The 13973-nt window shown below is 60.8% G+C and carries 11 protein-coding genes and 3 pseudogenes; 5 read left to right on the top strand and 9 right to left on the bottom strand.

Going from position 1 to position 13973, the window contains the following annotated elements:
- Window positions 1–265 precede the first annotated feature (265 nt).
- The 6 genes and pseudogenes from ERC79_RS16285 to ERC79_RS16255 form a co-directional block, all read right to left on the bottom strand.
- Complete coding sequence (locus ERC79_RS16285) at window positions 266–547, bottom strand: hypothetical protein (protein ID WP_131579481.1); 282 nt, start codon at window positions 545–547, stop codon at window positions 266–268.
- A gap of 582 nt (window positions 548–1129) precedes the next feature.
- A pseudogene (locus tag ERC79_RS23550) lies at window positions 1130–1634 on the bottom strand (ISL3 family transposase); the annotation flags it as partial.
- Between the two features lie 438 nt (window positions 1635–2072).
- Window positions 2073–2903: an SDR family oxidoreductase gene (locus ERC79_RS16280; protein ID WP_131579480.1), complete on the bottom strand. Its 831-nt coding sequence runs from the start codon at window positions 2901–2903 to the stop codon at window positions 2073–2075.
- A gap of 188 nt (window positions 2904–3091) precedes the next feature.
- The gene (locus tag ERC79_RS23850; RefSeq protein WP_347563572.1) at window positions 3092–3307 is read right to left on the bottom strand and encodes a MaoC/PaaZ C-terminal domain-containing protein; all 216 of its coding nucleotides are present in this window, start codon (window positions 3305–3307) and stop codon (window positions 3092–3094) included.
- Between the two features lie 861 nt (window positions 3308–4168).
- A complete protein-coding gene (locus ERC79_RS16265) occupies window positions 4169–5737 on the bottom strand; it encodes a long-chain-fatty-acid--CoA ligase (protein ID WP_131579478.1) in 1569 nt (522 codons plus the stop codon).
- A 771-nt stretch (window positions 5738–6508) separates the two neighbouring features.
- A complete protein-coding gene (locus tag ERC79_RS16255; RefSeq protein WP_131579476.1) occupies window positions 6509–6940 on the bottom strand; it encodes a DDE-type integrase/transposase/recombinase in 432 nt (143 codons plus the stop codon).
- Window positions 6941–6945: 5 nt separating this feature from the next.
- Between ERC79_RS16255 and ERC79_RS23845 the strand changes: the two are divergent.
- Window positions 6946–7332, top strand: a pseudogene (locus ERC79_RS23845) (leucine zipper domain-containing protein); the annotation flags it as partial.
- A gap of 448 nt (window positions 7333–7780) precedes the next feature.
- On the top strand, window positions 7781–8068 hold the full coding sequence (locus ERC79_RS16245) for an integrase core domain-containing protein (protein ID WP_131579475.1): 288 nt from the start codon (window positions 7781–7783) through the stop codon (window positions 8066–8068).
- A gap of 62 nt (window positions 8069–8130) precedes the next feature.
- Here ERC79_RS16245 and ERC79_RS23155 read toward each other — a convergent pair whose 3' ends face one another.
- Window positions 8131–8274 carry a hypothetical protein gene (locus ERC79_RS23155; protein ID WP_165497012.1) on the bottom strand — a complete coding sequence of 48 codons (144 nt, stop codon included), beginning with the start codon at window positions 8272–8274 and terminating at the stop codon, window positions 8131–8133.
- 111 nt (window positions 8275–8385) lie between these two features.
- On the bottom strand, window positions 8386–9561 hold the full coding sequence (locus ERC79_RS16240) for an acetyl-CoA C-acyltransferase (RefSeq protein ID WP_131579474.1): 1176 nt from the start codon (window positions 9559–9561) through the stop codon (window positions 8386–8388).
- A 1006-nt stretch (window positions 9562–10567) separates the two neighbouring features.
- On the opposite strand from ERC79_RS16240, the gene ERC79_RS16235 reads away from it, so the two are divergent.
- From ERC79_RS16235 to ERC79_RS23835, 3 genes are all read left to right on the top strand, one after another.
- Window positions 10568–11761 (top strand): MFS transporter, encoded by a 1194-nt coding sequence (locus ERC79_RS16235; RefSeq protein ID WP_242676598.1) that lies wholly within the window; start codon window positions 10568–10570, stop codon window positions 11759–11761.
- 85 nt (window positions 11762–11846) lie between these two features.
- Window positions 11847–12155: a hypothetical protein gene (locus tag ERC79_RS23840; protein ID WP_347563571.1), complete on the top strand. Its 309-nt coding sequence runs from the start codon at window positions 11847–11849 to the stop codon at window positions 12153–12155.
- Window positions 12156–12476: 321 nt separating this feature from the next.
- Window positions 12477–12659 (top strand): hypothetical protein, encoded by a 183-nt coding sequence (locus tag ERC79_RS23835; RefSeq protein WP_347563570.1) that lies wholly within the window; start codon window positions 12477–12479, stop codon window positions 12657–12659.
- A gap of 142 nt (window positions 12660–12801) precedes the next feature.
- On the opposite strand, the pseudogene ERC79_RS16225 reads toward ERC79_RS23835, so the two are convergent.
- A pseudogene (locus ERC79_RS16225) lies at window positions 12802–13557 on the bottom strand (transposase).
- Window positions 13558–13973: the final 416 nt, after the last annotated feature.

Here is a 13973-nt window from a genome sequence, read left to right as displayed (position 1 = left end):
CCTCGACGGGAGGGACGCGCAACACGACTTCAGCCCTAGTCAGGGCGCAGGTACTTCGGTCGGCGGATCGTTCGCGGAGCACCCAGCCTCGGTCTCTCGTGAGTTCCGCGGGCCGCCCTGAGCGGCATCGGATCAGGCGCTTCTGTTTCAGGTCGAGAAGATGCCGGACGCGAACGGCCAGCGTCGAGGTCCACGGCCCCGAACAACGGTAGTCCTTCTATCTTGGCTGAGGTCTTGTCTGATCGGGACTTGGAGGGCGGATTCATCAGGCGTTGATCGCAGCGACGAGCAAGTCGATGTGGGGTACGTTCGAGGAGCACCGTAGATGAACACGGTGGGCGTGCCGTGCCGGGTGGTTCGTGGCGAACGCCTTCCACTGCACGTCATTTGAGTCGGTGAACCGCAGTTGCACGCCGGGAGACGGCGGATCTTTGCGGCCGACTATCCGCGTCCCATCCGACCAGCCCGAGAAGTAGACCAGCCCGGTGAGTGCGGCGATCCACACCCCATCGCGAGCTTTCCCTTCGGCGCCATCGTTGCGGATCAACACCTTTCGCCCGAATTGACAGCCCGGACCGAAGGGCAGTTGAGCAAACGCCGTCGTGACCACACCGATCGGGTCCTCGGCGATGTTCGAGTCGACCTTGCCAGGCCCCCAACATCGCCACCGGTCCCGCCGCCCGGGCTGTGGGCTACGGACGCGCACTACCGATGCGGCGCGAAGACCCTTGAATCGTGGGGCGGCAGATTCTGTCTCCAGGTGCGCAGTCTCCAGGGTCGCGTCGTGATCGACGCTCGTCGATCCGGTGACCGGGCGTCCAGGCTCGGCCTATACACTGCGTCGAGACTCAGCGCAGCGCTCGCGGTCGCCGTGCGGACGGCGTCGGGGTGTGCAGCAGGCGTGTTGACCAGCCTCGACATCATCCATCGGAGGCGACCGGACCGAACACCTCCGGATACGGCCGGAACTGCGAGACGTCGGCCAGGCAACCACCGCCGAACATGAGCATGACCGCGAGATCCAACACGATCTTGCCCTGTTGGGAGTCGTGTTCGTGGGAGTTCGTTCAGGGCGCCTTTCCCATGAAAGACATGACCTCGCAGGCGAACTACCGTGAAGATCGGGAGTTCAGCAGAGGCACAGCTGCCTGACCCGGGATGACGCCCATCGCGCCTGGCGTGCACAGGCCCAACCTACCCGGCGGCGTTGGTCGTCAAGACCACCGAATCCGAACGTGATCCGGCCGACGGGCTTGACGATCCGGTTGTGGCGCGCTCTGAGGAGGTTCGACAATCCTGTGGTGGCGAGGATCATCGGGGTCTGCCAGTCGGAGATCGTCGGCGCGATCTTGCCGATCTCAAAGACCAAGCAATCCGCACAGAACCAATGCAGCCCACGACGGAGCCCGCGGCCAAGTCCTCCAGCGTCTTTGCAGGCCAAAATATCCCACAGGAGTCCTTCATGCCTCAGGCCGCGGCGATGTCGCCGTTCGGGTCCACGGTCAACTTCCCGAACAGCGTCGCCTGCTGCTTGCCGGTCAACCGCTCGGCCGCCCGCAGAATCCGACATCGATTGATCTACTCGACCTCGCTCTCACGGCAGGGCGACCCCACTCGGCCTGGGTTACCCGACGAGACCGTGTCCCAGCTCCTGAATCGGTGCCCGGTATCAACGTCAGGAACGCGGCGCATATCCTGCTCGAGGTCGGTGGCGGGCCGAAGTTTGCTTCTGGCAGCCACCTCGCAGCCGATGCCAGCACCGCTCCTATCACGCGCCGGTCCGAATCCTCCATCCCCGGCAATCACCCTGCGCGGACGGGGACCGCAAACTCCAAAGGGGCACGTCTCTGTGCATGTTCGCGGCCTTGTACGACCTCACCAGCTGCGCCCACAACGACCCGAAGAAGTGCCGAGGGGAGGTAGCACAACTCCACCCTCAAACTCCGCCGTCATCTGCCTCGTCCGACGCCGACGCGATGTCCTCTGCACCATGCGAAGCAACATGGCGCTCTGCCACTCACCGACCGCCGCGGCCGCTGACAGCGAACATGGGGGCTATCCCGCGGGGCACCTCACATGTTGAATCCGCCGCCGCAGACCACAGTCTGCGCACTGACGTAGTCGGACTCAGGGGTACAGAAGAGGTACACGGCGCCAGCTCCCTCGACGGGGGTACCGGGCCGGCCCAGCGGAATCATCTGCTCCATCGCGCCAAGAAGGTCCGGGTTCACGCCGACCTTGATCTCGCGACCCTGCACCTCGATGGTGCCGGTGCCGTCTACCGGTGGCTGGGTGAGCCGGGTCTTGATGAACCCGAATGCGACCGTGTTGACGGTGACGTTGTAACGGCCCCATTCTTTCGCCAGTGTCTTGGTGAGACCGGTGATCCCGGCCTTCGCGGCGGAATAGTTCACCTGCCCGGCATTTCCGCCGGTACCTGCGACTGAGGAGATGTTCACGACCTTGCGACACGGGACGGGCTCGCCCACCGCCTTTGCCTTCTTGACGGCGGCGGCAATGACCGGCTGCGCGGCGCGAAGAATCCGGAACGGAGCTTTGAGGTGGACGTCCACAATCGCATCCCACTGCTCGTCGGTCATCTTCTGAATTACCGAGTCCCAGGTGTAGCCAGCATTGTTCACGATGATGTCGAGTCCCCCGAAGGAACCCACAGCAGTCTGCACGAACCGGTCGCCGAAATCAGGATCGGTGACGCTACCGATACAGGACACCGCGGTGCCGCCGAGTGCTTCGATCGCCGCGACGGTCTCCTTCGCCGGCTCTTCATCGAGGTCATTGACCACAACCTTTGCGCCCTCGCGCGCGACTTTCAGTGCAATCTCACGACCGATTCCACGGCCGGATCCCGAGATGATCGCTACCTTGTTGTCCAGGGTTCCCATGCTCCGCAGGTCCTTTCAGTCTATTGCGACAATTGCGTCGCTGGTCAGGGTGACTGTGCCGTCCGAGATGGCGGCGGTCAGTTCGATGGTGGCGCGGCGCTCGCATCGCCTCCGACGGTGGGCTTCGCCAGTACTTGTCCGACGGAAGCGAGACGCACTCGATACGATCGAATATTCTGCTGCGGAACCTAATTCGTCAGCAATCGACTCCAGTAGGCCATCGGCAGCATACCGTGAGCAATGGCATCATCGGGTTCAGCCGACTTCGCCGAATCCTGCTTGATGTGCGTCGCGTTGTGGTCACCTGAGGTGCTGGCGAACAGTCCCAGCGTCATTCGGGTGACCTCTCCGATTGCCAGGGCTGGAAGCTCGGCACCGACCTCGAGCTGCGTGATGGCTGTCATCTTCTTGCCTCTGAAGTACGAACACAAGAACGGATTTCAGGTCAGCGACCGCGGCGCCATCGACGCGGATGATTGTCGTGTCCTCGACGATGAACTGGAGCGCCACCCCCTTCTTGCTGTAGACGATCGGTGATCGCGGACTTCGCGGTCAACGCGTCGCCGGGATACGCGATCGTGCCCAGGCAATGGGGTCAGGGCTGTCGAGCTCGATGGAACAGGAAGTCGGTGGCACCGGCAGATCGCTGAACCCAGCAGCCCTCGCAATGACGTCGATGTAGACCGGGTTCGTATCACTGGAAGAAGCGCAACCTTCCAGCATCGATCATGAATCAATCGCGTGGAGCTGTGTACCCACCACCGCGGGATCTACTGCCATGGTTCAGTCCACCTTCTCGTAGAGCGTCACGACGGCGGCACCGCCGTCTGATCCTGTGCTGCAACGCCACCTGACGATCACCGTCGATCTGTGGGCCTCAGCCCGTCCCTACAGCTCCGCACACTGCGCAAGACCGGTCGGCCCCAGCAGGCACCCCATCGGCAGCAGGCCGGACAGATCTGTGACTACCCGACCTCCGGAAGTTTGTCGCCGTCGTCGACGACCTCCCCTGCTGCGCAGGCGATCATCGTCAGCTTCGTATGGATGATGACCAGGAACCGAGGTCACTTTTCTGCGCGATAATCTGCCCTGCGGCAGGAGGGAAACATCGACTTAACCTGCACCCTCCCAGTCCTGATGCTTCGGAGTGATCTCACGGGAAACAAAACAGATTACGATATTTCGGAATTCCTAATATTCGTGAACAAACAGAGTTCTATTCATATTTTCACAACTCCTCGTCGGATCTACCTGGAGAATATATATCAATTGACCTGACGATCACGGAGAGGCCAAAAGTCCGCGCGGAGTTTCCTTTTAAGCATCTTCCCTGCCGCATTGAACGGGAGTTCTTTCAGAAATTCGACACTAGTGGGACATTTAAATTTGGCAAGCCTATCCGCACAATAGTTGATAATCGAGACTTCATCGGCGAACGCTTCGGGGGAAAGCACAACGAATGCCTTTACGGTTTCACCCCATTTCACATCCGGCACTCCAATAACCGCGCAATTTGCAATATCGGGATGAGACATGAGCACGTTCTCAACCTCCGTGGAATAAACATTCTCTCCACCACTGATGATCATATCTTTTATCCGATCATGAATATGCAGGTACCCACGATCGACATAACCAGCGTCCCCGGTCCTAAACCATCCTTCGTCAGAAAGGACATCCCGTGTCGACGCTTCATCAGCCCAGTACCCCAGCATATTCTGGTCGCTTCGGATCAACACTTCGCCAACACCGCCTTCGGGTAGGTCATGCCCTTCCTCGTCGACGACCTTAATTTCGACACCCTCAAGCGGTACCCCCGCCGCTCGCAACCTCCCTGTGGGGGCATCAGGCAGGTGGTCAGCGGGCGGCAGTTCAACTACACCTCCTGTCGTTTCAGTCATCCCATAGGACTGCACAAATTCGCAACCAAAAAGACCGATTGCGCGCCGTAGAACATCCTCGCTAATTGGCGATGCGCCATAGGCGATTCTCTCCAATGACGACAGATCAGTATTTCGCGAGTCGGGATGATTCAGCATCATCAAAATCATGGCCGGCACCATCAAACTTGAGGTTACGCATCGCTCCTCGATAGCGCGGAGCAAATTTTCCGGTGTTGCATCTTTGACAATGACAAGCGTTCCTCCATTCCAGATTCCCGCTAGCGCATATGCAATTCCAGCAATATGAAATAGAGGGCTGGAAACCATTGGAACCGAGCCGTTCTTGATACCCCATGACCTTGCTGTAACCGGAACAGCTGCGGCGAGATTTCGGTTCGTTATCATCGCGCCTTTAGGAAGTCCAGTAGTACCCGAAGTGTACATTTGGAAGCAAACTGCACTGGGCTCAATCCTATCTCCGATCGGGAGATCGGACTGCGGGCTTGCCCACCTTTCCAACGACTCGGGACCAGTACCTATACTAACAACCTGGCCCAGCTCCGGAAGCGATTCTTGAAGTTTGCGCAACCGTTCTGCGAATTCCTCTCCGACGAACGCCATTCGACTTTTGGAGTGCGCGAGAATATGCATGATCTCGCCGTCGGCTAACCGCCAGTTGACGGGAACCAGCGCGATTCCGATCTCGACACAAGCCAGGGAGAGCGGAATAAACTCCCACTCGTTCTTCGCGAGATAGCACACGCGGTCTCCTTTGCCGATCCCTGCGACCCGGAGGGTTCGAGCGATCCTGTGCCCCAACGCGGACAACTCGGCCACTGCGATTTGCCTGTCGCCGCAGATGACCGCGACCTGAGCTGGGCATTGGCGAGCTTGCGCCTCGACGACGTCGAGCAGAGTGGTGAGTTCGCCGATGTGCTTCATCTTGAGCATCCGTTCGCTCCTTCTGAGACGTGATGGTGACGGTCTATCATCGGATATCCCTTATTTGAGTCATCGATGTTCAGCCTCTTAGCAGGCATAACTACCGCCGGTACGGGAGCCACACCCAGAATATTGGACAGAACATGTGCCACTCGTTTCGATATGGTCACACGTTAGATCAGAGGTGGTGGGTGAGGCAAGGGCCAATCGCCTTCGAATGCAAGCACGAAAGGCGACGCCCAAACTTCACAATGCCGGGATCCACCGAAGTACCGGAGACGTGACGGGGTGCCGACCTGAACGAAAGTGCCCTTTGAGCTGGGGTGATTCGATCTTCTGCACGAGAATCTGACCGGTTCGAGAAGGGCATATCGCCGCAGTCATCCCACAGGTTGGTCGACGGCTCAACTGTGTTCGACGGGGACAACATCGTCTCGCGCGCCGGGCTGGTCCCGGTGTTGGCGTTGGCGTTGGCGTTGGCGTTGGCGTTGGCGTTGGCCGAGTAGACCCCAAAGTCGCGTCCGGGGCGGCCAATCCGGAACCGAAGTTGGCCACGCTGGTCCCGGGAATGTTTTAGGGGCAACGACTTTGGGAGTACCAATGATCTTGGACGCCGAATCTCGGGACGAGAGTGGACCTGAACATGTCCGAGAAGCGTCGTCAATTCAGCCCGCAGTTCAAGGCTGAGGCGATGCATAGCGTTGTCGGCCTGGGCGCTCACTTACCGCCGTCGCCGGCGACTGGGGTATGTCAAGGTTCTTGGGCAGCAGCTTGGCGGTTTCAGACAGCTGATACTGCGTGTCGGTACTCGGCGAGGGCTTCCGCGGAGATGCGTTGCCCCGGCATCGAATGCAGGCGTTGTCGGTTGTAGGACACCTCGATGTACTCGGTGACCGCGAACCGTACCCGGTCCTGGGTGCCGAACGTCTGCTGTTGGTCCATCTCCTTCTTCAGGGTCGCGAAGAACAAATCGGCCAACGCGTTGTCCCGACGCACCCCGGTCCGCCCGACACTGGTCCGCGCGTCCCCCGAATCGACGAACGCCTCAAATTCCTCTGAGGTGTATGGACTTCCATGATCGGAATGGAACGCCGCGCCCGTCCTGACGTACCTGCCGGTGACCGTCATCTGCAATGCGTCAGTGATCGACGACGTGCGCATGTGCGAGGCCGTCTGCCATCCGACTACCATCAGCGTCGCGAGGTCGATCACCTGATGTGGATGGGTTCAGGACACATTTGACCAGGCGGCATCGGGACATACTTGACGGGCATCGCCTCGGGGAACCGTGGTGTGCACCTTCAACGGAGCAGCCTGAACCCGATTTCGCCATTGCGGCCCGTGCGCCAGTCGAGATCCGTTCGAGGGCTGTGACCGAGGTCCGCGACGATGCACCGGTCGTCGAGGTCGCCGAACGCTTCGGTGTCTCGCGGCAGACTGGCACCGCCTGGCGCAAATGGTACGAGGCTGCGGGACTCGAGGGGCTGGCCAACCGGTCCCGCCGTCCGTATTCGAGCCCGAAACGGATCGCACCCGACATTGAAGCGTTGATCTGCGAGATGCGTCGCCACCACCGACGATGGGGAGCACCACGGATCGCGGACGAACTGCGGCGGAAAGTCGGAGACCGTACCCCATCCCGGTCGACGATCCACCGGGCGCTGGCGCGCGATGGACTGCTCAATCCACAAGAACAGCAACACAAGCGGGCCTACAAACGGTGTGCCCGAGAAGCTCCGATGCACCTGTGGCAGCTCGATCCGGTCTGCGGGATCTTCCTCGCCGACGGCCGCGAATGCAAGATGCTCAGTGGTATCGACGACCACTCCCGATCCGACGGCGTGGCCGCCGTCCTGGCCACGCCGTCGGGCTCCGCCGTGTGCGAGGCGTTCATCGCTGCCATGGGCCGCTGGGGCGTGCCGTTCGAAGCGCTCACCGACAACGACAAACAGTTCACCGGCAAGTTCACCCGGCCGCTGCCGGTCGAGGTGCTCTTCGACCGCACCTGCCGCGAATACGGGATCAACACCCGGCTGACCCAATGCAGGTCCGGTGACCGCGACCGACAAGATCGAACGCACCCACCGCACGCTGCGCCGCGAACTACTCGACGAGACAAAGGCATTCGCGACCATCGAGGAAGCACAGGTCGCCGTCGACGAGTGGATCCACGCCTACAACACCAACCGCCCGCACCAGTCCCTGGACTCGGCCACCCCGGCGAGCCTGTTCCGAGCGCGCACGGCAGCAGCTCGCGCTGCCGGCACCTTGCACACGACGCGACGGCGGAGGAGGAAGCCGCTGCGTGCGCGGCGTCGGCGACACCGTGCACGCCGATAACCCGTGCACGCGCGGCAGGCGCGATCGAACTCGATGTCCGCGTGCCACCCGTCCCTGTGCCGTCAGTTTCGCCGGCCTGCAGCAGTTGTGGACACCCCGAGGTCGGCAGCGATCTCGTCGTTGGTGTTACCCGCGGCAGCGATTTCGTCCGCGCGCCGGAGCTTGCGCACGACGTGCTCAGCGGAGTGCTTCTTCCGGCCAGCCATGTGTTTCATCGTTCCTTTGTCGGCCCAACTCCGGGCCACAGGACTCTAGAACAGGAGACCTATCGACCGGGGACATGCCAAGCCCAGCTCACTCTATTGGAACGCCGGAAGTCAGCCATCGACACGCGCGAGCAGGGTCCCGGTGGCCAGCCCGCCTCCGCAGCACACCGAGATGAGAGCCAGTTCCTTGTCGGCACGGGCAAGTTCATGTACCGCTTTAGTAATCAGCGCCGTGCCCGTAGCCCCGAGAGGGTGACCCATCGCGATCGCCCCTCCATTGGGATTCACTCGCTCCATGTCGGGCTTCAACTCGCGTTGCCACGCCAGCACTACCGACGCGAACGCCTCGTTTATCTCGAAAATGTCGATGTCATCGACGGTGAGGGAGTTGCGATCCAGTAGTTTCCTTGTGGCTGGGATTGGTCCCGTCAACATCAGAATCGGGTCACTGCCGACCAAGATTGTGTCCATAATCCTCGCCAGCGGCCTCAGTCCGTGTTCGGACATTGCACGTTCGGATACAAGAAGCACTGCCGACGCCCCGTCCGCGATCTGCGATGCAGTACCTGCTGTGTGGATACCTTGCTCGGAATGAACTGGCACGAGCGCAGCGAGCTTCTCGAGACTGGTACTCCGCAAGCCCTCATCGCGTGAATGAACCTGCGCGGCCCCGTCCGTTGCGGAACGCGATAGCTCACTGACCGGAACGGGGACTACCTGAGAGTCGAATCGACCTGCCTGCCAGGCATTTGCTGCACGGACCTGAGAACTCAACCCCAAGGCATCTGCATCTACCCGGGTAATTCCCCACTGGTTTGCGATGCGCTCACCGGCTTCGAACTGTAGGACAAACTCGCCGTATCGATCGTAGTAGCTGAGCGGAGCGGGATGGCCAGGGCCGTCCATCGTGCACTGCAGGGGAACCCTCGACATGGACTCGACGCCGCATGCAATCGCGATGTCCGCAGCTCCTGATGCCACGAGTGCTGCAGCCATCGTCAGAGCCTGCTGAGACGACCCGCACTGACTGTCGATGGTCGTCGCCGGTACCGAGTCCGTCAAACCGGCGACCAGCCAGGCGGTGCGAGTGATATTCGCAGTCTGCTCACCCACCTGATCGATACAGCCACCCACTACCTGCGAAACTTCGGAGGCAGGCACTCCCGTGCGACGTAGGAGCTGGCGGAACGTATGTCCAAGGAGGTCGGCGGGATGGACCGAGGAGAGTGCTCCACTTCTCCTTCCAAACGGTGTTCGGACAGCATCGACAATGAAGACCGGGCGCATTTCATGACCTCATCTATTGTGGACATTTACATGACGAACTGTACAAAAATGTATAACACCGGGTTCGGTTCGTCTAGAGGACTCATCACAACGCGCCCGAGGTCGGGGAGCACCTGAGGCGTGTCGATCGCAGGACATCCGGGAGTCGGCGGGCAAGAGTCGTTGAAGTAGTCGCGATCGTTGCCGCGAGGCACGACATGGTTCACCGGGTTCCCGACGCAGATCCGGCAGCAGGTCTGATCCAACAACCCGGCGCAATCGCCGAAGAAGGAGATCCGCCGCCGCACCGATGCCTTCGGGATCGTTCCGAAACAGACCGCCCTGGTCCGACTCCCGAAGTCATGCCGACCAAACAGTACGACGAGCGGATCGAAGGCCGCCGCTACGTGAGATCGGACGCGCCGGCCAGCTCCTGTTCGACATGACTACCGGCACCACACAGGAGGCAACACCGGCGTTAACCATCTGACCTACCGGCGAGGTCGGACGCAACGACACCGCACCCCACCTCATGCGACCAGAGACCCACCACCGCACGCAGGTCCCGTTCATTTCGACGTTCGAACACGTTCCAGAGCGCACTGCTCGACGACTCACGATCTCCACCCAGCACGCCAAGTAGACAACCCAAATGCTTGACGTAGTACGGTGATGTGTCCTACATTACATTCGGCATTGTTGACGAAACCAACTCGCACAATGTCTCGCACTGCTGCCGTCCGGCTCTATTCAGTCCGTCCGACTCGGGCAGCGCTCTCCTCTTCTCTCCCATCCCTCCCCCCTGAAGGGCTATGGCCACATGGCACAGTCAGAAAGCTTGGAAAATCGACCAATACCGACTGAAGAAGTCGGTGAAAGCTCGCCCACTGCAGCCAATCGAGTGTCGACTACGTCGGCTGATAGCCCCACGGAAAAACGTCAGCGGAGACGGCGTGGCCTCGTGATACTGCTGTGCTTTATCGTCCTGGTCATCGATGGCTACGACCTTGTCGTATACGGGGCCGTAGTGCCTTCACTGTTGAATGAGAGCGAATGGGGGTTGACCTCATCGACGGTCGGGGCAATTGGCGCTTCCGCCCTTCTCGGAATGGCTGCCGGCGCTTTCGCAGTCGGTGCGTTCAAGAGGGTTGGGCGTCGTCCCCTCATGATCGGACTACTAACGTGGACATCGCTCGGTATGGGTATGTGCGCTGTTTCCGTCAATGCCCAAATGTTCGCTAGCGCGCGCCTTCTGACCGGTGTTGCGCTGGGTGCTTTGATTCCACTTGCAATTGCCATGACAGCCGAGTTCTCCCGGCCCGACCGCCGAAATCTCAGCAACGCGATAGCGCTCTCCGGCTATGCGGCTGGCGGCGTCCTGTCTGCTGTGGTCGCCCTAGCAATTCTCGAATCATACGGGTTCCGCATGATGTTCGCTGTGGGCACCACACCCCTGATCCTGGTCTTGCCGGTCATGATCTGGATCCTTCCCGAGGCGCCATCTTACCTAGTTTCCAGAGGAAAGAACCTGCAAGCAGCGAAAATTGCGCAGCTGTACGGGGTAGACCTCGACCCGATCACATCGGACGAGCAGGCGGGCAACTCCCAGAATGGTAGCGGTCAGGCAATACTCACCAGACGCCCTTGGGTCATTGCTCTATCACTGTTTTCTGCCGCCTATTTCTGCGGCCAGGTCCTCAACTACGGAATGAGCACTTGGTTGCCCAAAATAATGAATGATGCCGGCTATTCCTTGGATTCCGCCCTCCTCTTTCTATTATCACTCAACTGTGGCGCCATCGCGGGAACGCTCCTGTTCTCCAGGATCGCAGATCGAATTGGATCGCAACGAATCCCCGTATACTCCTGGCTTAGCGCTGCGGCATGCTTGCTGTGGCTCGGCATCGCGCCTCCTCCCAATCTTGTCGCATACTTTTTGGTATGCATCATCGGATTCGGATCCATCGGCAGTCTAATCCTTCTCAGTGGACAAATTGCTCACTACTTCCCTCCAAGTTCTCGATCGATAGCTCTCGGAGTGAGTTTTGGAGCATCACGCATCGGAGGATTTGCAGCAATCCTGGGTGGGGGAATTCTTCTCGACCTTCACCTTTCCACCAGCGGGATGCTCTGGATCTGGATCATTCCGACCACCATGAGCATCGCGGCACTGCTCATGGTCCCGAAGAAGCCCGGCTCTACTGAATTCAAAGTGCGTTGATCCGAGCCCGAAGCTGATTGGAGTGGATCAGTGATCGCAGGATGTCGCGGTTGAGGTTCCGGACGCCGAGGGCGATGCCCCGCAGGTGCTCGAGACAGCCGTTGATCGCCTCCACGGAACCGTTGGAGACACCGACATCGAACTAGGCGAGGATCTGGTGTCCTCGGTTCCAGAGGCTGCGGCCGAGTTGGGCCAACTCCTCGAGCCCCTTCGGGACACCGGTGCGGAATCGTTTGAGGCACTTGAATATCGTGAGCTCCCCTGCCCTGCGGTCGGGGTTGCCGTAGGCATTGATGAGTTCGTGGTAGCGCCAGGCTGTGACCTCGACCGCGGCATGAGCGTCGTCGGCCGCCAGCGCGGTGTCGAGCTTCGATTTCTGCTCGTCGGTGAGTAGATCTGTGCGTGTGAGCAGGATCCGGCGGATCCCGAATGGAGATAGCGCACCCCGTAGAGGTGCCCGGACCGGTCGAACACGAGGTCGCGGGCCAGCGACACCGCCAACGCGTTGACGGTGTCGCAGCCCAAACCCAACGCCTTGGCGATCGCGGACACCGGCATCTTGTCGACCGCCAGGCGCTGCAGGATCCAGCGGCAACACCGCCGGGTGGTCGTCTTTCGGGGTTGCGGCCCGGTCGATCCGCTGCCGGAAGATCGTCACCTCGCAGCCGTCATCGGTACGGGTGGGCCGGTGTAGCCGGACCCGTAGGCGGGTCGGGTGCCCGGCGACCGGCAGGTCGGTCAGCAACCGGTCGACGTGATCGCGGAGTCGGCCGGGCTGAACGCGCGACGGGCACGCCGGGTCGTGCTCGACGGGCCGGCACACGATCCAGGTCCGCTCCTCGGCAATCGCAGCGCCGGTGAACGTGGCTCCGAGTTCGACGGGGGCAAATGGTATTGACGACGAGGCCGGTGGTGACGGTCACGAGTCCTGTGGGCGTGAGATGGGTGTCTAGGAACTTCCGTCCTCACACCGCAGGACTCATCTAGGTCAAGTCCAGGGACGTGGTATATCGCGGTTGCCGCGTGATTCCTCGCGGGGGTTATACGGTCAGGGCGGGTGCGGCCTCCTCGTCGGGGTTGGTGGCGGTGTCGGTGGGTTTGTCTCCGCGGGCGTGGGTGAGGACGTCGAGTCCGCGGTAGCGGCGTCCTTCGATCCATTCGTCGTGTTGTTCGGCGAGGACGGCGCCGTCGAGGTGGTCGGCGACCTTCGGGAACTTCTTGGCGAGCGCGTCGATGATCCGATCATATTGTGCGTGAACGGATTCCGACTCGGTTTGGTCGTAGACTGAGTGCAGCAAGGTCTTCACTCACAGCAACGACGCCTTCTGGGTGTACGGGCCTGTGTCCACGGGCCGGCTGCGGAACGCCTCGACCTGCTCGTCGAGCTCCTTCGCCATGATGCTGACCTGGGACTTCGAGAGCGAGGTGATGCCCAACGTGTCGACGAGCTTCTCCATCCGGCGGGTGGAGAAGCCGAGCAAGTAGCAGGTGGCGACCACGGTGGTCAGGGCACGTTCGGCGCGTTTGCGGCGCTCAAGCAGCCAGTCCGGGAAGTAGCTGCCCTGCCGGAGCTTGGGAATCGCGACGTCGAGGGTCCCGACGCGGGTGTCGAACTAGCGGTGCCGGTATCCGTTGCGGGAGTTGACGCGTTCATCGGAGCGTTGCCCGCAGCCGGCGCCGCACACCACGTCGGCCTCGGCCCCCATCAGCGCCCGGATCAACATCGTGAGCAATTCCCGCAGCAGATTCGGGCTCGCGCCGGTGAGTCTGTCCAGGGCGAGCTGGCGCAGGTCTATATCGTGAGCAGTGGTCGTCGTGGTCCTGTCTCGAGTCGACTTGTTAGGTCTCTCGAAGAATCACGCGGTGATCGTCTTTCGTTCGGCTACGACACGCCGGTCATCTCATCAGGCTCCGGCTCGTACACCATCCTCATGGACGTAACCCTCATCTACGTTCGGCGCCTCACCACACGCACGGGATCATCCTCGTACGCTCCCGATCGGGAAGAGCCGCGGAAGCCTGTGTCACTAACGAAGAATGGTGGCTTGAACTGGGATAATTCGACTTACGACTGTTGAATCAACACCAGTTCGAAGAGCACCATTCAGGCGGGTAAGTCCACCGGCCCGTACCCACGCGGATGCTGGAGCGGTCTTCGTCGAGGGTGATATCCCGAACCCAGTGCAGCGCGGTTCCCGATGCCCCAATGACC

It is taken from the genome of Rhodococcus sp. ABRD24, from assembly GCF_004328705.1.
Taxonomy (GTDB): Bacteria; Actinomycetota; Actinomycetes; order Mycobacteriales; family Mycobacteriaceae; genus Prescottella.
This window is presented reverse-complemented; position numbering and strand designations above follow the sequence as displayed.

Coding starts and splice junctions, on each gene's coding strand:
- ERC79_RS23155 (WP_165497012.1), bottom strand. CDS start 8,274: ATGGCTGGCCGGAAGAAGCACTCCGCTGAGCACGTCGTGCGCAAGCTC.
- ERC79_RS16265 (WP_131579478.1), bottom strand. CDS start 5,737: ATGCTCAAGATGAAGCACATCGGCGAACTCACCACTCTGCTCGACGTC.
- ERC79_RS16240 (WP_131579474.1), bottom strand. CDS start 9,561: ATGCGCCCGGTCTTCATTGTCGATGCTGTCCGAACACCGTTTGGAAGG.
- ERC79_RS16280 (WP_131579480.1), bottom strand. CDS start 2,903: ATGGGAACCCTGGACAACAAGGTAGCGATCATCTCGGGATCCGGCCGT.
- ERC79_RS23850 (WP_347563572.1), bottom strand. CDS start 3,307: ATGACAGCCATCACGCAGCTCGAGGTCGGTGCCGAGCTTCCAGCCCTG.